This window comes from Micromonospora sp. NPDC048907 (assembly GCF_055586885.1).
The window spans coordinates 439,923-460,960 of record NZ_JBVJHI010000005.1; the positions used below are offsets into that span (position 1 = coordinate 439,923).

Here is a 21,038-nt window from a genome sequence, read left to right on the forward strand (position 1 = left end):
GTTTTGATTTCCGTAGACGTTTCGGCGCCTGATGGGTTAACCAAAACCCCATCCAGGCGCTTTTTTCGTTTCGTGTCGTTTCCGGCGCGGCTGATCAACGCGGCAGCGCGAGTCCGCACAATGCGGTCTTCAACAGCCTGCGAAGGAGCAGACATGGCTACAGGTACCGTGAAGTGGTTCAACGGCGACAAGGGCTTCGGCTTCATCAGCCAGGACGGCGGCGGCGCCGACGTCTTCGCCCATTTCTCGGCGATCTCCGCGAGCGGCTTCCGCAGTCTTGAGGAGAACCAGCGGGTGGAGTTCGACATCACCCAGGGCCCGAAGGGCCCGCAGGCGTCGGACATCCGCCCGCTCTGATCCACGCTCTGCCGAACGGCGGCCTGACTGGTTCAGCAGGCCGCCGTTCGGCATCCATCCACCGTCATTCAGGTTCGTTTGGCGATGTCCCGTGGCCTGCGGCCCGTGCCTTCTCTGCGACGTGCCGTTCGAGGAAGGCATAGCATGACCGTGATCACCACGTTACCGCGCACACCAGACGCCCCGGCGACGGTCCCCGGCGGGTTCAGCCGCGACCGGCACCCGGTGGCCGGCGTTCCGCGTTCCCGCGGCCCGGCCCCCGCTCCGGCCTACGGTTCCACGGCACCGTTCCTGTCACCTTCCACCGCGGTGGAAGACAAGCCCGCGCCTCGGACATCCGACTGCGACGAGGTGGCGATGCATCGATTGCGCCACCCGTTCACCGTCGCAGCCAGTACGACGCCACACCGGGCGACGTAAGTAGGCCCTCCAGGCGGTGCGAGCTCCTACCGCAACGCGACCTTCTGACCGGCCGACTGCTGGCCCGCTGATGTAGTGTCTTGCCAGTTCAGCGGGCCTTGGCAGGCCAGGAGAGGGCGGTACGCCCTACCCGCGGCGCCTCGAACCGCGTGACCGGAGGAGTCGATGCTCGGGATGGCGGCAGGACGGCCGATGCCCACACAGGACGAGGTGCTCGGGTACTTCCGCACGCTGTCGAACTGGGGACGGTGGGGCGACGACGACGAGCTCGGGACTCTGAACCACATCACCGACAACGTCCGGCTGGCGGCGGCGCGGGCGGTGCGCCACGGCAGGAGCGTGTCGTGCGCGTGGGAGGTTGCCGCACCGCAGGACATGGAGCGGTCGACGACGACGTGCCCGTGCGCCGCCGACATGCCGGGCGCCGAGAACATGCCGGTGCCCGCGTTCCACGCCGACCGGCGCTGGGGCTTCTCGGCCGAGCGGCTCGGCATCACCTTCCACGGCAACACCATCACCCACATCGACTCGCCGTGCCACATCTTCTGGGACGGCACGATGTACAACGGGCGGCCGCACTCGTCGGTCGACACCGCGACGGGATCGGCCTGGGCCGCCGTCACGGCGGCGGCGAACGGGATCGTCACGCGCGGCGTCCTGCTGGACGTCGCCAGGGTCCGCGACGTGCCGTGGTTGGAACCCGGGCAGGGTGTGCTTCCCGACGATATCGAGGAGGCCGAACGTCGCCAGGGTGTGCGGGTGCGGCCCGGCGACGCGGTGCTGCTGCGCACCGGCTACGGCCGCTTCCGGCACGAGACCGGTGAGGCCATCGGTTTCACGCAGGCCGGCTGGCACGCGTCCTGCCTGCCGTGGCTGCATGAACGGGAGGTCGCGCTGATCGGCGCCGACACCCCCCAGGACGTTCAGCCGTCGGGGTACGACGACGTGTTGATGCCGGTCCACGCCGTGAGCCTCGTCGCGATGGGTCTGTGGCTGCTCGACAACTGCGACCTGGAGGTGTGCGCGACGACCGCTGCCGAGCTCGGCCAGTGGGACTTCCAGCTCACCGTCGCGCCGGTCCGCTTCGCCGGCACGTCCGGCAGCCCGGTCAACCCGATCGCCACATTCTGACCGCGGCGGACGGCTCCGGCCCGCCACCGCGATCACGCCGGCCGTCTCGGCGCCGAGCCACCGATGCGCCGGAGGGGACGGCGGCACCAGCCGCCGTCCCCTCCGCTGCTCCAATCAGGCCGGGGAGCCCGTCACGGTGAACTGACGGGTGCGGCCGATGTTGTCGAACGAGCCGAAGCCGACGCGACCGGAGCTGAAGGTGGTGTCCTTCGCGGTCATCAGCGGGTCCTTGTGCCCGTCGACGTAGACGGCGATCTCACCGGTGGCGGGCAGGTGCACGACCCGCACCTTGTGCCAGTCGGCGTCGGTGATCGCCGGGTTGGCGCCCCGCGAGCGCCCGTTCCACTGGTGATCGATCCGCTCCCGGTCGGCGTTGTTGACCTTGAAGATGCCGTTGTGCGGGTAGATCGTGTTGTCGGTGGACAGGTGCGCGTAGTAGTACTGCGTGTCCGACTGCCAGCCGAAGACGATGATCACGTCCCGGTTGGTGACCTCCACGGGCTCGTCGAGGCGCACCCGGGCGTCGATCTGGACCGAGGACCAGGCCGGGCCCTTGTTGAGGATGGCGTACTCGAACGGGCGGCGCGGGCCGGGGCGGCTCACACCGGCCTCGGCGAGGATGACCTGGTCGCCCTCGAACCGCCACTTCGACGGGGTCACCGGCGCCCAGTTCTGCGCGCCCCCGGTGTGCACGACCTTGGTCCGGCCCACCTTGCCCTCCGCCACGGTCTTGGTGTCCACGACCTTCCAGATCTTCCCGTTGGCCTTGGCCAGGATGTAGAGCTCACCGGCGGCGTCGGTGCCGAAGCGCAGGTCCACCCGGTTCGGGTCGCCGGGCGCACCCGGGCTGGACAGGTCCTGCATGCGTACCAGGTCCCCGGCGGTGGTGTACAGCGCGAGCCGGTGGATCGGGGCGAGCCCGGCACCGCGGCGCATCTCGTTCGCCTCGGTGTAGAGCACCCGGCCGTCGACCAGGTCGCCGAAGACGTACTTGCCCTTCAGCGCCGGCACCGACCTGCCGCGGTAGACGAACCCGCCGGCCACGGCGACGCCGACGTCGGAGGTGCAGTTCCAGTTCGCCGCCGGGTCGTGGTCGTACGCGGCCACCGGGTAGGTGTAGCCGTACTTCGCGTCGTCGGCGGGCAGCGGGTAGAGCTTGTCGCACGGGTTGGTCGCGGTCTTGTCGAAGACCCAGTTGCCCTCGCGCTCGCTCCAGCCGAAGTTGTCCCCGGCCCGGACCTCGTAGATCGACTCGATGGCGTGCTCGCCGATGTGGCCCAGGTACATCCGGCCGGTGGCCCGGTCCCAGCTGAACCGGTGCGGGTCGCGGAAGCCGACCGCGTAGATCTCACCGAGCGCGCCGTCCCGCCCGACGAACGGGTTGTCGGCCGGGATCCCGTACCGGCCGTTGGGGGCGTTGGCGCCGCGCGGGTCGATGCGCAGCAGCTTGCCGTGCGGCATCGCCATGTTCTGCGGGTCGCCGTTGCGGTAGCCCTGGCCTCCGTCGCCGACGGCGAGGTAGAGCATCCCGTAGTCGGGGTCGCCCGGCTTCGCGGTCGGGTTGAAGTTGATCTCCTGGACGCCGTGGATCTGGCCGCCGAAGCCGATGCGCAGCACTTCCCGGTGGGTGCCGGCGAACGTGTCCGCGGCCGGGTCGCCGGCCGTCCACTCCGTGATCACGGCCTGGTAGATGGTGTTCGGCTGGGCGTAGTCCGGGGTCCGGGTGGCCAGCGAGGCCTGCTCGGTGTGGATGGTGTAGAAGCGACCGTTGCGCCCGAACTCCGGGTGGAAGGCGACGTACCCGAAGCCCTGGCCGAGGCCGCGGCCGGAGAAGAACTGCGGCGCGAAGGTGGCCGCCACGTCGAGGTAGACGTGCGGCGTGCCGTTCTCCACGAGGTAGAGGTTGCCGTTGAGGTCCGGCACGGCCCGGCGGCCGGAGCCGTCGGGAAGCTCGCTGATCGTGTTGATGCGGGCCTTGCGCACGAGCCGCGCGTCGACCGGTGCCGGGTTCGGCGTCGACTGCGGGAAGCTGGCGTACTCCTGGAGCACCAGCCCCAGGTGCGACTGGATCTGCGACTCGGGGATCGGGTCGTAGACGGCGCCGTCGGCCCGGGCGGGACCGGCGACCAGGGTGGACAGGACGAGGGTGGCGGCAGTGACCCCGGCGGTGACTGCGGCTCTGCGGAGCCTGCCGGTGCTGCCAGCGCGAATGAACACGCGGTTCTCCTTCTCGGTGGGACGATCCGAGGAACGGTCAGCGGGCCATGTAGCGGTACTGCTTGGCGATGTCGCCCGCCGGGATCACGCTGTCGAGGAACATGAGGCCGTCCATGCGGCAGTCGCACGGGTTGCGTTCCAGGTTGTTCTGCGGGAAGCTTCCGCCGATCTTGATGCCGCGCGGGTCGGTGGCGCTGGTGACGTGCGGGCCGGGCCCGTTGAGCTGCCACGGGTCCCCGGCGGTGGTGTAGAAGCCGTCGACCGGCTCACCGTTGCGGTAGAGCGCCATGGTGCCGCTGGTGAAGTCGTACGTGGCGGCCAGGTGCACCCACTCCCCCTTCGGCAGCAGGGTCCGCCAGTCCTCGTTCGCGGCGAAGGTCTGCGAGGCGCCGCCGTCGACGCGGCGGCCGAGGGCGACCAGGCGCAGTTCGCCGTTGACATCGATGAGTTCCAGCAGGGCGCGCACGCCGTGCCCGTCGGAGTCGCCGGTCAGGACGCCGGCCAGGCCGATGGCGTTGAAGCGGTCGGTCGGGTTGGCGGTGGTCGAGTTGAGCGCAGGGCCGTCCATCTCCCGCTTGAACCAGCCCATCACCGTGGTGCCCTCGGCGCCGCTGAACGCGCGCAGCGTCCGGACGCCGCTGGAGGACCAGGTGCCCGCCTTCCAGTCGTCGTTGCCGGCGGCCTGCGGGTTGACCTGCCGGGTCTGCAGCGCGTCGCCGCTGCCCTTGTACGCCCGGTCGGGCACCCGCATGGCCGCGCCGCCGTTGACCAGCTCGATCTCGGTGCCGGACCGGCCGAGGTCCCGCTCGAGCGCGGTGTCGCCGACCACCGGGTGGTCGAAGTCGTAGAAGGCGACCAGGTGCGACCAGAGGGCGGGGTGGACGTCGTGCGGTCCGGGCCGGTCGGCCTGGGCCGGGCTCGCCGCCGCGGTCAGGGCCAGCGCCAGCAGGGCGGTGGCGGCGACGGCGGCGCGTCGAGGTCTTCTCATGGGGAGGTGCTCCCTTCGTCGGTGCGGTGGTGGCGGTGACGAAAGCGCTTACGCACCGGGCGTGGATCGGCGCCCGGATTGGAGTCGGGGTCTGTCGGGACTGGACGGTCCGCCGCGAGGCCGGCCGGACGGCCCAGCGGTGCCGCGCTTACGAAAGCGCTTACGTAAGCGCTTTCGTACCCTATGCTGTGCCCTACGCCACACGCAAGAGCGCGGTGCGGATCAATGTCTGCCAGGAGTTGTCCATGCCCCGACCCGGACCACGGTTGCGTCTCGTCGACGTGGCGGAGCGCGCCGGCGTCTCGCTGGCGACCGCCTCCCGTGCCCTCGCCGGCCGGGAGGGCGTCAGCGAGGAGGTGGCCCGGCACGTCCGCCAGGTCTCCCTGGAACTCGGGTACGTCGCCAATCCCTACGCCCGCACCCTCGCCGGTGGCGCCAGCACCACCGTCGGCCTGATCGTCCACCAGATCGACGACCCGTACTTCTCCGAGATCGCCAGCGGCGTCCTGCAGGTCGCCGCCGAGGAGGGCCTGCTGGTCCAGATCGCCCACTCCGGACGCGACCCGGAGAACGAGCTGCGCCAGTTGCGGCACCTCATCGCCCAACAGGTCGGGATCATCCTCATCGCCGGCTCCGGCTACGACGACCCGCGCGTGGAGGCCGAGGCGCGTGCCGAACTCGCCGGCTTCCAGCGCGCCGGCGGGCGGGTCGCCGTCATCGGGCGGCACGCCCTGGGCGTCGACGCGGTGGTGCCGGACAACGAGGCCGGCGGCCGCGACATCGGCGCCCACCTGCTGGGCCTCGGCCACCGGCGGATCGCCGTGGCCGCCGGCACTCCGGGCCTGACCACCGTGGCCGACCGGCTCGCCGGGGTGACCGCGGCGCTCGCCGCCCACGGGCACTCCCCCGACGACCTCGCCGTCGTCCACTCCGACTTCACCCGCGACGGCGGCCGGGTGGCCACCGAGCGGATCCTGCACTACCACCCGGACACCACGGCGATCATCGCGCTCAACGACGCGATGGCCATCGGCGTGCTGTCCGTGCTGCGGTCGCGGCGCATCCCGGTGCCCGAACGCGTGTCGGTGGTCGGATTCGACGACGTGTCCGTCGCGGCCGACCTGGCGCCCAACCTCACCACGGTCCGGCTGCCGATGACCGAGATGGGGCGGATGGCGCTGACGCTCGCGCTGAAGCCTAGGTCGACCCGGCCCCGACGACGGTCCACCGGGCACACGCTCATCGTCCGCGACTCCACCGGCCCGGCACCGGCTACCAACGGCTGACCGGACCGGCCGGTGCTGCGACACTGACGCCACGGGCGCGAGCGTGCGGAGGAGCGGTGCCATGCGGGCAACCACTGTCGTCAACCTGAAGGGCCATCGCGACGACCCGGCGTACGCCGACGTGGTCTACGTCGGGCGGGCCATGTCCCGCGGCGGCTGGCGGCTGGCGCAGTCGCCGCTGTCCAGCCCGTACCGGCCCGGCCCGGACGGCACGCGGGACGAGGTGATCGAGAAGTACCGGGCGTACCTGCTCGGCCGGCCCGACCTGCTCGCCCTGCTGCCCGACCTGCGCGGGCGGCGGTTGGGCTGCTGGTGCGTGCCGGAGCGCTGTCACGCCGAGGTGATCGCCGAACTCGCCGACGCGCCGCCCGAGTCGGCGCCCCGGGCCTGACCCGGGAGACTCCCGTTCCCGACCGCAGCCGCGGCGGTGCTCGTCCGCGACCAGCGGAAGCTGACGGTGTGGTCAGCGGGGGGCATCGTGCTGGTCGGCTTCGCGCTGGCTGGCGTCGTCGAGCTCAACGGCGCAGTCGCGGAGGCCGACCACCTTCGGAATCTTCTCGACTGGCATCGCGCCACGCTGCTGCGCAAGTGCGCCGGCCTCGATGCCGAACAACTGGCGCGGGCGCCATTGGCCTTCACGAACCCTTCGCTCCTCGGTCTGCTCTGGCACGGGGCCAAGGTGGAGCGCACCTGGTTCCGGACGCTGTTCCGCGGCGATCGACGGAGCGAAGGACGGCTGAGGGTCCCGAGCGGGGGCGGCTGATTCCGCGCGGCCCTGCGAGCTGCCCCGTGCAGTACTGTCCGTGGCGTGGCCATGTTCCTCGTCCTGCTTCGGCGATCCGGCCCGCGGTGGGACCCGTCACGGCCCATGGAAGAGCAGTCCGACTGGCCCGCGCACTCGGCGTTCATGGACGAGTTGCTGAATGCGGGCTTCATCGTGCTGGGCGGGCCGCTGGCAGACGAGCACAGGGTGGTGCTCGTCGTCGACGCCGGGTCTGAAGACCTCGTCCGCGCTGCCCTCGCCCGCGATCCGTGGAGCGAGACGCATCTACAGGTTGACAGCGTGCAGCCGTGGACGATCCGGCTCGACGGACGGCGCGCCTAACAGGCGTCCTGTGCCGCGCCGCGTGGCTCAGCCGAGCTTCTTGCGCAGGGTCTCAAACGCGAGATCCGGTCGCAGCGGCACGCCGAACCGCTCGTCGCCGTACGGGAACGGGCTCAGCTCGCCGGTGCGGACGTAGCCGCGCCGCTCGTACCAGGCGATCAGGTCCTCCCGCTGCGTGATCACGGTCATCCGCATCTCGCCGCTGTGCCACCGCTCCCGCGCGTGCCGCTCGGCCTCGGCCAGCAGGTCCCGGCCCAGCCCGCCGCCCTGCCGCCCCGGGGCCACCGCGAACATGCCGAAGTAGACGTGGTCGTCGCGGCGCTCCAGGTGGCAGCAGGCCACGATCTCCGTGCCCTCCTCCACCACCAGGACCGTGCCGGCCGGACTCGACACCGCCTCGGCCACCATGCCCGGGTCGGTCCGCTGCCCCGCGAGCAGGTCGGCCTCCGTGGTCCAGCCGGCCCGGCTCCGCTCCCCGCGGTAGGCCGACTCGACCAGGTCGACGAGGGCGGCCACGTCGGCGGGACGGGCGGGACGGGCGGCGCGGGGGCTGGTCATCGGCGGTCTCCACGGTCACGACGGGTCACCGGGCCAGCGTACGCAGCCCGGCGCGGCACGGGCGCCGGGCCGTGCGGTGACGGCCCGGCGCCCGTCCGGTCAGCGCTGCTTCTGCTGGCAGGGCACGCAGAAGCGGGCGTGCGGCACCACCTCCAGGCGCTCCACCGGGATCGGCGTGGCGCACCGCTCGCACCGGCCGTAGCCGCCGTCGGCCATCCGGCGCAGCGCGTCGCCGATCTGCCCCAGGCTCTGCCGGGTGGCCGCGATCAACGCGGCGCGGGTGTGCGCCTCGCCGGGGTCGCCGGTGTCCGCGGTGAGTTCGGTCAACCGGGCCGTCTGCGCCGCGAAGTCGTCGGTCAGCGTGGCCCGCAGCCGGGTGAGCCGGTCGTCGTGCAGGTCGGTGCCCATCTGGATCCCCTTCCAGGAAAAAGAAAAAAGGCCGAAGCCGGATGGCTTCGCCCTGGGTGGCCGTACGCGGATGAAGGAGATCCGGGTGGGCCACGGTCGGTGGGGATCGGGCTCGGGAGGCCGTGGATGGGCGCGACGGAACGGCTGCCCGCCGGACGGGCGGGCACGGCCTCGGGACGCCGGCGGCGGGCAGCAGCGAACGCCGCCGTGGTGACGGCGGTCGCGGACAGCCCGACCGGGTACATCCGCCCACCATAGGCGAGCCCGGACGGTTCGCCAACGACTTTGCCCACCGGCGACTGGCTGGTCCGGGTGCAGGTCGACGGGGTGGACAGCCTGCCCGAGCTGCTCGGAGAGGTTTACGGCGCGCCCGCCCTGACCGTGCCGTGACCGCCACCGCCGCGACCGCCCGGGCGGACCGCCCGCCGTGCCGTGGAACGAGGCGAACCGGCTGGCGCTGGTCGCCGAGCTGGACGTGCTGCGGGTACGTCTCGTCGCGCCGGACGGCGCGGCGGCCCGGGAGGCCCTGTGGCGGCGGGCGTTCCCGGCCGGTGTGCCGGGCGACGTCGACCCGGAGCGGCTGGCCGCCGTGGACCTGACCGGGGGCGGGATCGCCGCGGCGGCGCTGACCGCCGCATACCTGGGGGCGAACGGGGACCGGATCACCCGGGGAGCAGGTGGTTACGGCGACCGGTGGGAGCTGGCCAAGAACGGGCGGCCGCTGACTCCTGGTCCGTAGGTTCAGGGTCGCACGCGGGATTCTGGGTCTTTGATCTCTGGCTCGCTGCTGCAACGATGCTGGCCATCCGAGGCGAACGTGGATGGACGTCTCGCTGATCAAGGAGCCGAGATGCGCCTGCCCCGTGAACCCCACCCGGTTGACCGGCCGGGCCTTGTCCTCGCCATGATCATATGTGCCGGCCTCGGAGCGTTTGCGGCGAGCGGATGGAACGGTGACGGAGGGCGTTTCCAGCCGATCGCGGCAGTGCTCGCCATCGTGCTGTTCGCGTGCTTCCTGATCTTGTTCACGGTGTTCTGGGTTGGATGGCTGATGCGGGGACACGAGTTGTGGCGCGAGAGGCGGGCAGGGGGCAGAGGCGACGACGGCGACTGAGCCGCCGGCAGTGCGGGCACACAGGCGGCAGAAGGCACCCTCAGATGTCGTCAACCAGCGGGCAACGCTGGTAGCCCGAAGCGCCATCTCAGAGACGAGCGGGCGACGGTCCGCATCCGACGTCTCGTCTGATCCCAGCAACGAAGTACAGCAATCGTGCCAGCCAAACCACGCCGATAAGCGCGTCAGCCTTCCGGATGACGAGCCGGGCCGCCGGTGCGGGAGATGCCGGTGAGTCCGGCCGCGTCGGCCACCCGCTCGGCGATGTCGGTGAGGTGGGTCAGGTCGTCCCGGTCGAGCTGGTCGAACAGCACTCGGCGGACCGTCTCGACGTGCCCCGGCGCGGCGGTGGTGATCGCCGTGCGGCCGAGGTCGGTGAGGTGGACCAGCGTGCCCCGCCGGTCGGTGGTGCTGTCGGACCGCGCGACCAGCCCGCGCTGTTCCATCCGCCGGAGCTGGTGGGCGATGCGGCTGCGGTCCCAGCCGATGCGGGCGGCGAGGTCCCGTACGCGCAGTGCTTCGCCGCTCTCGGACAGCGGGGCCAGGACGTCGTAGTCGGCGGGCGACAGGCCGGCCTCGGCGAGCTGACCGTCGATCGCCACGTCCAGCGCGCGCCGCATGCGCAGGAAGGCCAGCCACAGGCGTTGTTCCTCGGGGTTGAGCCACCGCGGTTGGGTCATGCGTCACAGTCTACGGCGAATTGCTGACACATCAGCATCGTGCGGTTAGGTTGCTGATACGTCATCAACTTCGAGGAAGCGCGGCATGTCTACCCTGCAGATCATCATTGCCAGCACCCGGCCGGGCCGTCTCGGCCTGCCGGTCGCCGAGTGGATCAACACCGTGGCCGTCAAGCACGGCGGCTTCGACCAGGTGGAACTCGTCGACCTCGCCGAGTGGAACCTGCCGTTCATGGACGAGCCGAACCACCCGCGCCTGCGCCGCTACGTCCACCAGCACACCCGCGACTGGAGCGCCACGATCGACCGGGCCGACGCGTTCCTGATCGTCATGCCCGAGTACAACTTCGGCTACACGGCCCCGCTCAAGAACGCGATCGACTACCTCGCGCACGAGTGGGCGTACAAGCCGGTCGGCCTGGTCAGCTACGGCGGCGTCAGCGCCGGCACCCGCGCCGCACAGATGATCAAGCAGGTGCTGACCACGTTGAAGATGACCCCGATCCCCGAGGCCGTGCACATCCCATTCGTCGCCCAGTTCATCGACGACGACGGCGCACTGCGACCGAACGAAACCATGGAGGCCAGTGCCGAGGCCATGCTCGACGAGCTGGTGCACTGGACCGCCGCCCTCGCCCCGCTGCGGGACCGGGCCCGGCAGCACGCCGCCGGATGACCGTTCTCGGGGCGTGACACCGGCCCTGCCAGGATGGGCGGGTGGAGTTCGAGACCTACCGGGGTGAGTTGATCGCCTACTGCTACCGGATGGTGGGCTCGTTCCACGAGGCCGAGGATCTGGTGCAGGAGACGATGCTGCGGGCGTGGAAGGCCCGCGACCGGTACGACGACACCCGCGCGTCCGTACGGACCTGGCTGTACCGCATCGCCACCAACGTGTGCCTGACCGCGCTGGACGGACGAGCCCGGCGGCCGTTGCCGTCGGGCCTGGGCGCGCCGAGCCGCGACCCCGGCGCGCCGCTCACGCCGGCGCGGGACATCCCCTGGCTGCAGCCGTTTCCCGACGCGCGGGTCGACGCCGACGTCCGGGCGGGGCTGCGGCTCGCGCTGGTGGCGGCCATGCAGACCCTGTCGGCCCGCCAGCGGGCCGTGCTGCTGCTGCGCGAGGTGCTGCAGTTCAGCGCCGCCGAGGTCGCCACGCAGCTGGGGAGCACGGTCCCGGCGATCAACAGCGCGCTGCAGCGCGCCCGCGCCACCCTCGCCGAGGTCGGCGACGTGGACGAGGTCACCGAGCCGGACGACCCTCGGGTGCGGGCGGTGGTCGACCGGTACGTCCGCGCGTTCGAGGCGGCGGACGTACCGGCGATCGTGCGGCTGCTGACCGACGACGCCGTCCTGGAGATGCCGCCGGTGCCGTTGTGGTACGAGGGCAGCCGCGACTACGGCCGGTTCATGGACCGGGTCTTCCGGATGCGCGGGACGGGCTGGGTGATGACGCGACTCACCGCCAACGGGCAACCCGCGCTCGCCGCGTACGCGCCGCAACCCGGCGGCGGGCACCAGTTGCACACGCTGCAGGTCCTCACCGTCGCCGGAGGTCTCGTCGCGCGCAACGTCGTGTTCGCCGACCCGGCCGTCCTTACGGCGTTCGACCTGCCCACGCAGATTTCTCCCGACGAGTCTCGTCCGCCGCGATGAGTCCGGCCGGCGCCGCCGGTACGTACCGGTGAGAGTCGACCGAAGGGACTTCCGCCGTGAGCGTCATCGTCATCGAGTTCATCACCCTGGACGGGATCGTGTCCGACCCCGACGGGTCCGCGGCCACGCCGACCGGCGGCTGGGCATTCCGGTACGGCCCCGAGAGCGTCGCCGGAGACAAGTTCCGCCTCGGCCGCACGCTGGACGACGGGGTCCTGCTGCTCGGCCGCACCACCTGGCAGTTGTTCTCCCGACTCTGGCCGGGACGCGACGACCCGTTCTCGGCTCGCATGAACGCGGTGCCCAAGCTGGTGGCCTCCCGTTCGCTGGCCGACACCTCGGCATGGGCGAACTCCCGCCTCGTCGACGGCGACCTCATCGACGTCGTGAAGCGGGAGCAGCGGGACGTCATCGTCACCGGCAGCCTCAGCGTGGTGCGGGCGCTGCGGACCGAGGATCTGGTCGACGAGTACCGGCTGCTCACCTTCCCTGCCGTCCTGGGTGCCGGCGAGCGGCTCTTCCCCGCCGACGGCCCGCCGGCCGACCTGGAAACCGTCTCGGTCGAGCGGGTCGGCGCGGCGGTCCTCTCCCGCTACCGCCGCGCCGTCCGGTGACGTCCCTCCCCCACCCGTCTCAGATCGCCGTCCCCGGCGGAGACTTCAGCAGTGTCGCCACCTCGGGCAGGTAGCCGCCGCGCCCCGCGCGCCGAGCGGCGGCGGCCACCCGGACCAGGTCGATGTTGACGCCGGCCGCGCCGCTCGGGTCGTGCACCTTCATCCGTACGTCCAGGCTCACCGCCGCGCCGCCCCAGCCCTGCGCCTCGACGTTGAGGTGGGCGATCTTCTGCGAACCCAGGTGCGGGAGGTAGCCGAGGGGAGCCATCGCGGCCTTGTCCGATCCCACCGCGTTGGCCTTGGACCGCTGCTTGGTGTTGGGGTTCTCGACCAGGTTGCGGAAATCCTCCGTGCCGCCCAGGTTGACCTGGTACGAGCTGACCAGGGTGAGGCCGCGCTCCTCGAGCAGGCGCAACAGCGCGCGATGCACCACGGAGCTGCCGAACTGGCTGGCCAGGTCGTCGCCGAGCAGCGGCAGGCCGGCCGCATCGAACCGTTCGAGCAGGGACGGCTCCCGGGCCACCGCGTCCGACGTGGTGTTGACGAACGCCACCCCGGCCAGCAGCGCCGCCTCGGCGTAGGCGCGGGCGGTCTCCGGCCGGCCGCTCGGCGCGGAGTAGAGCAGCACCTCGGCGCCCTTCAACGCCTGCGCCACCCGCCCGACCTCCGTCGCGTCCACGAGACCGCGCTGCACCGTCACGCCCGACGGCGGCAGGTCCGCGTCGAGCCGGAAGTTGTTGGGCGGCAGGAAGATCGCCTCGTGCAGGTCGCGGCCCACCTTCCCCTCGGAGATCGCGAACGCCGCGACGACCTCCACATCCTCGACGCCCAACCCGGCCAGCTCGGCGCGGCGGATGCCCACCAGGCTGCCGGTGCGGCGGTAGAAGTTGAGGCCCTGCACCAGCGCCGAGGTGTTGTTGCCCACGCCGACGACCGCGACCTTCGCACTTTCGATCATGGCAGGAGGCTACCCGGACGGCCCTCTCGTCATGATCCGGCTCTGCTATCTCCGGGGCCCGAGGGCATCATCGTCGCGCTGGCCGAGCAGCTCGACTGACTGCTGCCGGAAGGGGCCGTGCACCGAGAGAACGCGACTCTACTGGCGCTCCTCGTTGGACTGCCCCTTCACCGGATTGCCGCACGATGATCACCGAGTACACCCTGGAAGCGTGATGATCAGCGTTGTCGGATTCGGCGCTGCCGGTGCGTAGTGGAACCACATGCCGTTCAGGCGGACCCGGCTGACATGTCGTCAGTCGAGCGCGGCGGCGAGGTGCTGTGCCTGTCCGGCTGCCGCGGCAAGCCGAAGGTGGTCGTGATAGTCGCGCGAGGCAACGATGAGACCATCACGTACCCGCAGGACCTGGACGTTGGCCACGGTCTCTTCGCGTCCGGTCGCCACGTTCCGTAGGTGGTAGTCGAACTCCGCGAGAATCAGCTCAGGATCCTTGGCCTCGTGTACGACGACGTTGAGCACCTTCAGTTCGAACGGCGCCCGCGCCGCTGCGCCGAAGTGCGCCCCGATTTCGGCGCGACCATTGAGGCGGAGACGCCGCGGTGCCGCGAAGGGTTGGTCAACTGTGGCGTCTTCCGCATACAGGGTGGGCAGGTCGTTCCACCGGGCCTGGTTGATCCCGGCGAGAAGCCGGTCGACGACGTCTCGCGGGCTGGCTGGGTCGGGCATGTGGCGCGCTCCAGACTTATAATCGGACTCGTGACTCCGCTTACACGATACGGACTCGCCGCTCCGCTTGTCGAGCGCAGGGACCCGTGACGCCAGCGACCGATCGGCCGCTGCGGGCAGACGCGCGGCGTAACCGCGCGAGGGTGCTCGAGGCAGCCGAGGTTGTCTTCGCGGCCAAGGGTGTCTCGGCATCGACCGAGGAGGTCGCACATGCCGCCGGCGTCGGCGTGGGCACCGTGTTCCGACACTTCCCCACGAAGGAGGCCTTGCTCGAGGCCCTGTACCGAGGCCGGCTGCGGCGGATGGCCGAAGCCGCTCGCGCAACAGCCGACGCCGCGGATCCGGGCGAAGCCTTCTTCGGCCTTCTGGCGGATGCCGTACAGCATTCCGCCACGAAGATCGCCGTCGCTGATGCGCTGACCAAGGCTGGGGTGGACGTCCATAATGCTTCAGCGGAGGAGTCCCGCGAGCTCTCCGAGGCGCTCGAGGCATTGCTCATCCGGGCGCAACGGGACGGCGCGGTACGTCCCGATCTCGCGTTGCCCGACCTCATGGCGGTGCTGGTCGGGGCGTCTCGCGCTGCGGAGCATGCCACCTCCGACGACAGTCGTTCCCGCGTCGTCGGACTGGTCCTGGATGGACTGAGAGCCTCACGATCGGGATGACCGGACCGACAGCGAGCGGAGTCGCGTCCACGCAGCGCGGATGAGAACGCTCGATGCCGGGGTCAGGGGAACGGCGGCCGGGGTGCCTGCTGCGTGTGGTGGTCCAGCAGGCGGGTGAGCAGTTGCACGAACTGGTCGCGTTCGGCGGGGAGCAGCGGGGCGAGCAGCTGCTCGTGGAGGTCGTCCATGACCTTGTCGAGGTGGCGCAGGTGCCGGCGGCCCTGGGCGGTGATCGTGATGACGTTGCGGCGGCGGTCGCCGGGATCCGGTGCCCGCTCGACGAGGCCGCGCTCCGCCAGTTCGTTGAGGACGCCGACCATGTCGCTGCGGTAGATGCCGGTGCGTCGGCTCAGCGTCGCCTGGCTGCCCGGGCCGTACTCCTGCAGCGAGGCGAGCACGGCGTAGTGCCACCTGCGGGCGTCGGCCCCGGCCAGCCCTTCGGCGACCAGCCGGTCGGACTGCGCGGCCAGGTGTGACAGCAGTCGACTGGCGCGCCGGCGCAGCCTGTCCGGCGTCTTGATCCCGCCGTCGTCGGGCATGTCCGCGGCTTCGGCCCCGCTGTTCATGACGCTGACCATACCCGGTTGCGTTAGTCGGACTAACGAGATACTTTCGTTAGTGTCATAAACGTTTCTGGACTGAACGTTCGTCTGACAGACGGAATTGGAGGTCGTCGTGACGACCACAACCCAGACCTTCGGTACCGCGCTCATCGGCCAGACCGAGAAGGCGCTCAACGCGATCCTGGACCGGCAGCTCGCCGGGACCGGCATCACCGAACCCCAGTGGGTGACCCTCACGCTGACCGTGCTCAGTGGTGGGGCCATCGACCGGGCCGAGCTCATCCGCCGGGTCGGCGCTGCCACACAGTTCAGCCAGGCTGCGGTGGTCGAACGCATCACCGAACTGACCGCCGCGGGGTTCCTGCGCGACGACGGCGACGGCCGCGTCCAGGTCACCGACGAAGGGCAGGCGCGCTGGACGCGGGTCCGCACCACGATCGGCCCGATCACCCAGGAACTGTGGGGCGACCTGCCGGCCGAGGACCTGGCCGCCGCGGGCCGCGTCCTGGGCATCGTCCTGGACCGGGCCAACGCGGTGCTGGCCGGCCGCTGAACCCTTCGTCCTCGGAACTCGCCACCCGACACAAGACAACATCCGCCGTTGAGAATGAAAAAGGATCCCATGTCCAGAGAGACGCTGATCGCCGACCGCATCGAGATCACCGACCTGTTCACCCGCTTCGCGCTCCTGCTCGACGAGAAGCGGTGGGAGGACGCCGACGCCGTCTTCACCGACGATGTGGCGGTGCACTCGCCCCGCGGAGGCGAACTCCGCGGCATCGACAAGGTCGTCGGCTTCATGCGACAGAGCGAGGTCGAGGGGCAGCACACCCAGCACACCACCACCGACCTGCTGGTGGACATCGACGGCGACCAGGCCGCCGTCTCGGCGAACTCGCTGGTGTACTACTACCGCGACGGCCAAGCACCCCACTTCACCGGCGGCCTGCGAACGGCCGGCACCGTGGTACGCACGCCAGCGGGCTGGCGAATCCGCGAACAGCGGATCACGCCCGCCTGGACCCGTGCGAACTGACCTCTCGACGGTCACGCTCCACGTGCACGACGGGCCGGGGATGCGCCGCTCACCACACCGAGGTGACGGTCTCATCGGCGTACATGCAGACGTGGCCGAGCACCTGCACGGTGTCGCCGGTCACCAACCGGTCGGTGGCGTCGACGTCGACCGTCATGGTGATCGTCTCGGTGCGCGCGCCGCAGGCCCGGTGCGCGTCCGCGGCGCGCTGCCCGGACTCCCGCCGGACCGGGGGCGACGGTGCGCTGCACCTGGTCCGCCGCGCGGCCGTCACGCTCGCGTCACGCCGTGGCCGGAGGGTGATCCCACCGCTGTTGCGTTTCGCGCCCCATCCCCGATCCATAGATGAAGTGCTGTCCGTGGGAAGGGAGATCAGATGTCGTTCACCCGGTTACTCGCCGGCACCGCGATGGTCACCGCGCTGGTGGCGACCGCGGCGGCGCCCGCCCAGGCGGCCGTCAACGATCCGTTGTACGACAAGCAGTGGGGCCTGCGGCAGATCCACGCCGAGCAGGCCTGGGCGACCAGCACGGGAGCGGGCGTCGTCATCGCGGTGGTGGACACCGGCGTCGACCTCGGCCACCCGGACCTGGCCGCCAAGCTCGTCCCCGGCGCGACCTTCGTCGACTGCGGCCCGGCCCCGTGCGGCAACGGCGACTGGCGCGGCCCCGACGGCGTGCCGGATGCCGGCGACGAGCACGGCACCCACGTGGCCGGTATCGCCGCCGCGGCCACCGGCAACGGTGTCGGTGTCGCCGGCGTCGCCCGCGACGCGAAGATCATGCCGATCAAGGTGCTGGAGGCGGGCAGCGGCAGCTTCGCCGACATCGCCGCCGGCATCCGCTACGCGGCCGACCACGGCGCCAAGGTGGTCAACCTCAGCCTCGGCGCACTGCCGGGCAGCCAGGCCCTCACCATCACCGGCCTGGAGTCCGCGGCGACCGAGGCGATCGCCTACGCGCAGGCGAAGGGCGTCGCCGTCATCGCGGCCGCCGGCAACGAGACCGCGCCGCTGTGCGACACCCCGGCCTGGGAGGCCGGGGCCCTCTGCGTCACGGCCACCGACCGCAACGAGGTCAAGGCGTGGTACTCGAACCTGGGTGTCAAGGCCGACCTGAAGGCCGTCGCCGCGCCCGGCGGAGCCGGCCTTGTCAACTGCGACGACGACATCTGGTCCACCGTCCCGGTGGGCGCCGGCGCGGCTACCTGCGGGCAGGGCGACTACGACGCCTACGCCGGCACGTCGATGGCCACGCCGTACGTGTCCGGGGTGGCGGCACTTCTCGTCGCCCAGCGGCGCAGCGTGGCCAACGTGTACGCGGTGCTGATGTCGACCGCCCGGACTCCGATCGTCGGGCTGCGCGGCGTCTACACGCCTCTGTACGGGTGGGGCGTCGTCGACGCCCAGGCCGCCGTGGCCGCGCCGCGCACCTGAGGCCGCCGGAACGTCCCCCGCGGTGATCGAGGCCCCGGCTCGGGCACCTACCCGGCCGGGGCTGGGACGTGTGCGCAGCCTGCGACCTCGCCCACTCGGCAACGGACCTAGTGCGCCGGGGACGCCGGGCCGGAGTCGGCCACCCAGGTGGGGTGGGCGGCGACGAACGCGGCGACCGTGTCGTCGCGTACCGCGTGGAGCAGCTGCATGCTGGTCGGGCTGAGGATCTCGGCGCTGCCGACCCCCGGCACGGTACGGCTGTTGAAGGTGCCGCCGTTGGTCTTGAGCGTGGTGATCGCGTCGGGGTGGACACCGCGCATGGCGAAGGCCCAGTCGGCGAGGGAGATGCCGCCGTCGTCCACGGTCATGGTCCGGCCGACCGCCGACAGCAGCCCGGGCAGTTTCGTGGGCGAGTCCAGCCCCTTGCTGACCACCTGGGCGAGCACGGCCTTGACGAACTGCTGCTGGTGGCGCTGCCGGCCGTAGTCGAAGTCGTGGTTGGCCAGCAGGTCCCGCTGCCGGACGAAGTCCAGCGCCTGCGCCGGGTCGAGGCAGTGCTGGCCCTTGGTGTAGACGTTCGGGGTGACGCCGGGGATGCGGTGGTTGACCGTGCCGTCCGGGTTGATCGCGTAGGGCGCGGCGGGCTTGCCGGCGGCGTCGTGCCCGACGTGGATCGAGGTGGTGGTCTCGTCGACGTACATGCAGACCTGGCCGAGCACCTGGACGATCTTCTTGAAGCCCTGGAAGTCGATGATCCCGCCGGCGTCGGGGGTGATGCCGGTCAGGTCGCGGACGGTCAGCGCCAGCAGTTCGAAGCCGTGCGAGAGCGCCGCGGAGCCGGTCAGCCCTCGGCTGCCGAACGCGAAGGCCGCGTTGATCTTGTTCTGCCCGCCGCGGAACGGCGTGGCCCCGTTGTCGTACGCGGGGATGGTCACCAGCGAGTCCCGGGGCAGCGAGACCAGGTACGCCCGGGTGTGGTCGGCCGGGATGTGCAGCAGGATGATCGAGTCCGCGCGGGTGAGCTGGCTCGGGTCCTGGTTGGCGCGGGTGTCGACGCCGACGAGCAGGATGTTCTTCGCCCCGGTGATGGTCCGGTGCTGCTCGGCGGGCGCGGCGGCGGCACCCAGGAGGTTCTGCTGGGTGACCTCGCCGGTCGCCGCGTGCAGCAGGTAGGCGCTGCCGCCCAGCGCCACGCCGCTCAGCGTCATGAGGGTGGTGCCGACCGCGACGCACCACCGGGCCCAGCGGGGCCAGGGCCGCCGCGCGGACCCGCGCGGCGGGACCGGACCGGCCGGTCCGGCGGTAGTGGGGTACGACACCGTGTGATCTCCCAGGTCAGCGGGGGTGGCAGGGCCGGTCCAGGGTATGCCGGGCCCGGCCGGCCGGACAGGTCGCGCGGCTGTGAACTGGCTGGGAGCGGGCACCGGGCGGACGTGTCGGGACGGTGGACCAGAATGGGCGCATGGCACAGCGGATGAGCGACGACCAGTGGCGGGCCTTCGTGACCGCCGGCACCCGGACGGGGAAGCTGGCCACCGTGCGGGCCGACGGCTCCCCGCACGTGGCCCCGATCTGGTTCGTGCTCGACGGCGACGACCTCGTCTTCAACACGGGCCGGAGCAGCGTGAAGGGGCGCAACCTGGCCCGCGACCCGCGGGCGGCACTGACCGTCGACGAGGAGCAGCCGCCCTACGCCTTCGTCACCGTGCGTGGCCCGGTGACGATCAGCGAGGACCCGGTCGAGTCGCTGCCCTGGTCCACCCGGATCGCCGCCCGCTACATGGGCGCCGACCGTGCCGAGGAGTACGGCCGGCGCAACGCCGTGCCCGGTGAGCTGCTGGTCCGGCTGCGCGCCGAGCACGTGGTCGCGTTCAGCGGCATCGCGGACTGAGCCGCCGCGCCCGACCGGTCAGCCGTCGAGGCGTTCGATGATCGTGGCGTTGGCGGTGCCGCCGGCCTCGCACATCGTCTGCAGGCCGTAGCGGCCGCCGGTGCGTTCGAGGACGTGCAGCAGGGTGGTGGCGAGCCGGGCGCCGCTGGCCCCGAGCGGGTGACCGATGGCGATGGCGCCGCCGTCGACGTTCACCTTCGCCGGGTCCGCGCCGGTCTCGGCCAGCCAGGCCAGCACGACCGACGAGAACGCCTCGTTGACCTCGAACGCGTCGATGTCGTCGATGGTGAGGCCGGCCCGGGCGAGCACCCTGGCGGTGGCCGGGATGATGCCGGTGAGCATCATGACCGGGTCGTCGCCGACCACGGTGGCGGTGTGGATCCGGGCCCGGGGCCGCCAGCCCCGGCGGCGGGCGGTCTCGCCGGTGGTGAGCAGCAGGGCCGCCGCGCCGTCGTTGAGCGGGCTGGAGTTGCCGGCCGTGACCTTCCAGTCCAGCTCGCCGAAGCGGGCGGTCCAGTGGTCGGCGGCGAACGCCGGCGGCAGGTCGGCGAGGCGGGCCACGGTGGTCCCGGGCCGGATGGTCTCGTCCATGGCGAGGTCGACGCCGGGCAGCGGCGCGACCTGGCCGGCGAACCGCCCCTGCCGCCACGCCTCGGCGGCGCGGTGGTGACTGGTGGCGGCGTACTCGTCGAGTCGGGTGCGGGACAGGCCCCACGTGCGGGCGATCAGCTCGGCGGCGATGCCCTGCGGGACGAGCCCGCCCGGGTAGCGCGCGGCGACGGCGGGCCCGGCGAAGTCGGTGCGGACACCGTCGACGACGGCGGCGCTGCCGATCGGCACCCGGCTCATCGACTCGACGCCGGAGGCGACCACGATGTCGTACGCCCCGGCGACCAGGCCCTGGGCGGCGAAGCTGAGGGCCTGCTGGCTGCTGCCGCACTGCCGGTCCACGGTCACCCCGGGCACCGACTCGGGGAAGCCGGCGGCGAGCGCGGCGAGCCGGGTGGTGTTGGTGCTCTGCTCGCCGACCTGGGCGACGGTGCCGCCGACCACGTCGTCGATCTCGGCGGGGTCCAGCCCGGGCACCCGGGCGACCAGGCTGCGCAGCGCGTGCGCGTGCAGGTCCACCGGGTGGACGTCGAGGTACGCCCCGCCCCGCTTCGCCCGGCCCACCGGGGTCCGTACCGCCTCGACGATGACCGCGTCGCGCATCGCTGCCTCCTGGACACG

General features: G+C 71.6%; 27 protein-coding genes. 16 read left to right on the top strand and 11 right to left on the bottom strand.

The window, feature by feature from the left end:
- Positions 1 to 153: 153 nt before the first annotated feature.
- A complete protein-coding gene (locus tag ACZ6PY_RS20080; protein ID WP_212836447.1) occupies positions 154 to 357 on the top strand; it encodes a cold-shock protein in 204 nt (67 codons plus the stop codon).
- A gap of 612 nt (positions 358 to 969) precedes the next feature.
- Positions 970 to 1,908 (top strand): cyclase family protein, encoded by a 939-nt coding sequence (locus ACZ6PY_RS20085; RefSeq protein ID WP_466074249.1) that lies wholly within the window; start codon positions 970 to 972, stop codon positions 1,906 to 1,908.
- Positions 1,909 to 2,022: 114 nt separating this feature from the next.
- Here the strand turns inward: ACZ6PY_RS20085 and ACZ6PY_RS20090 are convergent, their stop codons facing one another.
- Together ACZ6PY_RS20090 and ACZ6PY_RS20095 are read right to left on the bottom strand one after the other, a co-directional pair.
- Entirely contained in the window at positions 2,023 to 4,125 is a 2,103-nt protein-coding gene (locus tag ACZ6PY_RS20090; RefSeq protein WP_466074251.1) for a PQQ-dependent sugar dehydrogenase, read from the bottom strand.
- Positions 4,126 to 4,162: 37 nt separating this feature from the next.
- Positions 4,163 to 5,113 carry a LamG-like jellyroll fold domain-containing protein gene (locus ACZ6PY_RS20095; protein WP_466074253.1) on the bottom strand — a complete coding sequence of 317 codons (951 nt, stop codon included), beginning with the start codon at positions 5,111 to 5,113 and terminating at the stop codon, positions 4,163 to 4,165.
- A 245-nt stretch (positions 5,114 to 5,358) separates the two neighbouring features.
- Here ACZ6PY_RS20095 and ACZ6PY_RS20100 point away from each other — a divergent pair, with 245 nt between their 5' ends.
- The 4 genes from ACZ6PY_RS20100 (at position 5,359) to ACZ6PY_RS20115 (ending at position 7,504) form a co-directional block, all read left to right on the top strand.
- Positions 5,359 to 6,399 (top strand): LacI family DNA-binding transcriptional regulator, encoded by a 1,041-nt coding sequence (locus ACZ6PY_RS20100; RefSeq protein WP_466074255.1) that lies wholly within the window; start codon positions 5,359 to 5,361, stop codon positions 6,397 to 6,399.
- A gap of 61 nt (positions 6,400 to 6,460) precedes the next feature.
- Entirely contained in the window at positions 6,461 to 6,790 is a 330-nt protein-coding gene (locus ACZ6PY_RS20105; protein ID WP_466074257.1) for a DUF4326 domain-containing protein, read from the top strand.
- A gap of 36 nt (positions 6,791 to 6,826) precedes the next feature.
- On the top strand, positions 6,827 to 7,162 hold the full coding sequence (locus tag ACZ6PY_RS20110) for a mycothiol transferase (RefSeq protein ID WP_466074259.1): 336 nt from the start codon (positions 6,827 to 6,829) through the stop codon (positions 7,160 to 7,162).
- Between the two features lie 45 nt (positions 7,163 to 7,207).
- Entirely contained in the window at positions 7,208 to 7,504 is a 297-nt protein-coding gene (locus ACZ6PY_RS20115; protein WP_466074261.1) for a YciI family protein, read from the top strand.
- Between the two features lie 27 nt (positions 7,505 to 7,531).
- Here the strand turns inward: ACZ6PY_RS20115 and ACZ6PY_RS20120 are convergent, their stop codons facing one another.
- The gene (locus ACZ6PY_RS20120; protein WP_466074263.1) at positions 7,532 to 8,062 is read right to left on the bottom strand and encodes a GNAT family N-acetyltransferase; all 531 of its coding nucleotides are present in this window, start codon (positions 8,060 to 8,062) and stop codon (positions 7,532 to 7,534) included.
- Between the two features lie 99 nt (positions 8,063 to 8,161).
- Positions 8,162 to 8,470 carry a TraR/DksA family transcriptional regulator gene (locus ACZ6PY_RS20125; protein ID WP_262285748.1) on the bottom strand — a complete coding sequence of 103 codons (309 nt, stop codon included), beginning with the start codon at positions 8,468 to 8,470 and terminating at the stop codon, positions 8,162 to 8,164.
- A 427-nt stretch (positions 8,471 to 8,897) separates the two neighbouring features.
- Here ACZ6PY_RS20125 and ACZ6PY_RS20130 point away from each other — a divergent pair, with 427 nt between their 5' ends.
- Positions 8,898 to 9,209 (top strand): hypothetical protein, encoded by a 312-nt coding sequence (locus ACZ6PY_RS20130; protein WP_466074265.1) that lies wholly within the window; start codon positions 8,898 to 8,900, stop codon positions 9,207 to 9,209.
- A gap of 111 nt (positions 9,210 to 9,320) precedes the next feature.
- Positions 9,321 to 9,584: a hypothetical protein gene (locus ACZ6PY_RS20135; RefSeq protein ID WP_466074267.1), complete on the top strand. Its 264-nt coding sequence runs from the start codon at positions 9,321 to 9,323 to the stop codon at positions 9,582 to 9,584.
- 185 nt (positions 9,585 to 9,769) lie between these two features.
- On the opposite strand, the gene ACZ6PY_RS20140 is transcribed toward ACZ6PY_RS20135, so the two are convergent.
- Positions 9,770 to 10,264 carry a MarR family winged helix-turn-helix transcriptional regulator gene (locus ACZ6PY_RS20140; RefSeq protein ID WP_466074269.1) on the bottom strand — a complete coding sequence of 165 codons (495 nt, stop codon included), beginning with the start codon at positions 10,262 to 10,264 and terminating at the stop codon, positions 9,770 to 9,772.
- 85 nt (positions 10,265 to 10,349) lie between these two features.
- On the opposite strand from ACZ6PY_RS20140, the gene ACZ6PY_RS20145 reads away from it, so the two are divergent.
- The 3 genes from ACZ6PY_RS20145 to ACZ6PY_RS20155 are packed head-to-tail and all read left to right on the top strand — an operon-like array spanning position 10,350 to position 12,534.
- On the top strand, positions 10,350 to 10,940 hold the full coding sequence (locus ACZ6PY_RS20145; protein ID WP_466074271.1) for an NADPH-dependent FMN reductase: 591 nt from the start codon (positions 10,350 to 10,352) through the stop codon (positions 10,938 to 10,940).
- Positions 10,941 to 10,981: 41 nt separating this feature from the next.
- Entirely contained in the window at positions 10,982 to 11,920 is a 939-nt protein-coding gene (locus ACZ6PY_RS20150; protein WP_466074273.1) for a sigma-70 family RNA polymerase sigma factor, read from the top strand.
- A 56-nt stretch (positions 11,921 to 11,976) separates the two neighbouring features.
- The gene (locus ACZ6PY_RS20155) at positions 11,977 to 12,534 is read left to right on the top strand and encodes a dihydrofolate reductase family protein (RefSeq protein ID WP_466074275.1); all 558 of its coding nucleotides are present in this window, start codon (positions 11,977 to 11,979) and stop codon (positions 12,532 to 12,534) included.
- 19 nt (positions 12,535 to 12,553) lie between these two features.
- Here ACZ6PY_RS20155 and ACZ6PY_RS20160 read toward each other — a convergent pair whose 3' ends face one another.
- On the bottom strand, positions 12,554 to 13,492 hold the full coding sequence (locus ACZ6PY_RS20160) for an inositol-3-phosphate synthase (RefSeq protein WP_466074277.1): 939 nt from the start codon (positions 13,490 to 13,492) through the stop codon (positions 12,554 to 12,556).
- 294 nt (positions 13,493 to 13,786) lie between these two features.
- Positions 13,787 to 14,218 (bottom strand): nuclear transport factor 2 family protein, encoded by a 432-nt coding sequence (locus ACZ6PY_RS20165; RefSeq protein WP_466074278.1) that lies wholly within the window; start codon positions 14,216 to 14,218, stop codon positions 13,787 to 13,789.
- A gap of 143 nt (positions 14,219 to 14,361) precedes the next feature.
- On the opposite strand from ACZ6PY_RS20165, the gene ACZ6PY_RS20170 reads away from it, so the two are divergent.
- The gene (locus ACZ6PY_RS20170) at positions 14,362 to 14,883 is read left to right on the top strand and encodes a TetR/AcrR family transcriptional regulator (RefSeq protein ID WP_466074280.1); all 522 of its coding nucleotides are present in this window, start codon (positions 14,362 to 14,364) and stop codon (positions 14,881 to 14,883) included.
- Between the two features lie 62 nt (positions 14,884 to 14,945).
- On the opposite strand, the gene ACZ6PY_RS20175 is transcribed toward ACZ6PY_RS20170, so the two are convergent.
- Positions 14,946 to 15,449 (bottom strand): MarR family winged helix-turn-helix transcriptional regulator, encoded by a 504-nt coding sequence (locus tag ACZ6PY_RS20175; protein ID WP_466074282.1) that lies wholly within the window; start codon positions 15,447 to 15,449, stop codon positions 14,946 to 14,948.
- Between the two features lie 109 nt (positions 15,450 to 15,558).
- Between ACZ6PY_RS20175 and ACZ6PY_RS20180 the strand changes: the two genes are divergently transcribed.
- The gene (locus ACZ6PY_RS20180) at positions 15,559 to 15,999 is read left to right on the top strand and encodes a MarR family winged helix-turn-helix transcriptional regulator (RefSeq protein WP_466074284.1); all 441 of its coding nucleotides are present in this window, start codon (positions 15,559 to 15,561) and stop codon (positions 15,997 to 15,999) included.
- A gap of 69 nt (positions 16,000 to 16,068) precedes the next feature.
- Positions 16,069 to 16,482 carry a nuclear transport factor 2 family protein gene (locus ACZ6PY_RS20185; RefSeq protein ID WP_466074286.1) on the top strand — a complete coding sequence of 138 codons (414 nt, stop codon included), beginning with the start codon at positions 16,069 to 16,071 and terminating at the stop codon, positions 16,480 to 16,482.
- A 49-nt stretch (positions 16,483 to 16,531) separates the two neighbouring features.
- On the opposite strand, the gene ACZ6PY_RS20190 is transcribed toward ACZ6PY_RS20185, so the two are convergent.
- Positions 16,532 to 16,756 (bottom strand): hypothetical protein, encoded by a 225-nt coding sequence (locus tag ACZ6PY_RS20190; RefSeq protein WP_466074288.1) that lies wholly within the window; start codon positions 16,754 to 16,756, stop codon positions 16,532 to 16,534.
- 102 nt (positions 16,757 to 16,858) lie between these two features.
- On the opposite strand from ACZ6PY_RS20190, the gene ACZ6PY_RS20195 reads away from it, so the two are divergent.
- On the top strand, positions 16,859 to 17,917 hold the full coding sequence (locus ACZ6PY_RS20195; protein WP_466074290.1) for a S8 family peptidase: 1,059 nt from the start codon (positions 16,859 to 16,861) through the stop codon (positions 17,915 to 17,917).
- Between the two features lie 107 nt (positions 17,918 to 18,024).
- Here ACZ6PY_RS20195 and ACZ6PY_RS20200 read toward each other — a convergent pair whose 3' ends face one another.
- Positions 18,025 to 19,236, bottom strand: coding sequence for an LCP family protein (locus ACZ6PY_RS20200; protein ID WP_466074292.1), 1,212 nt, complete (start codon positions 19,234 to 19,236; stop codon positions 18,025 to 18,027).
- Positions 19,237 to 19,379: 143 nt separating this feature from the next.
- Here ACZ6PY_RS20200 and ACZ6PY_RS20205 point away from each other — a divergent pair, with 143 nt between their 5' ends.
- The gene (locus ACZ6PY_RS20205) at positions 19,380 to 19,808 is read left to right on the top strand and encodes a PPOX class F420-dependent oxidoreductase (protein ID WP_466074294.1); all 429 of its coding nucleotides are present in this window, start codon (positions 19,380 to 19,382) and stop codon (positions 19,806 to 19,808) included.
- Between the two features lie 18 nt (positions 19,809 to 19,826).
- Here the strand turns inward: ACZ6PY_RS20205 and ACZ6PY_RS20210 are convergent, their stop codons facing one another.
- On the bottom strand, positions 19,827 to 21,020 hold the full coding sequence (locus ACZ6PY_RS20210) for a thiolase family protein (protein WP_466074296.1): 1,194 nt from the start codon (positions 21,018 to 21,020) through the stop codon (positions 19,827 to 19,829).
- Positions 21,021 to 21,038 lie beyond the last annotated feature (18 nt).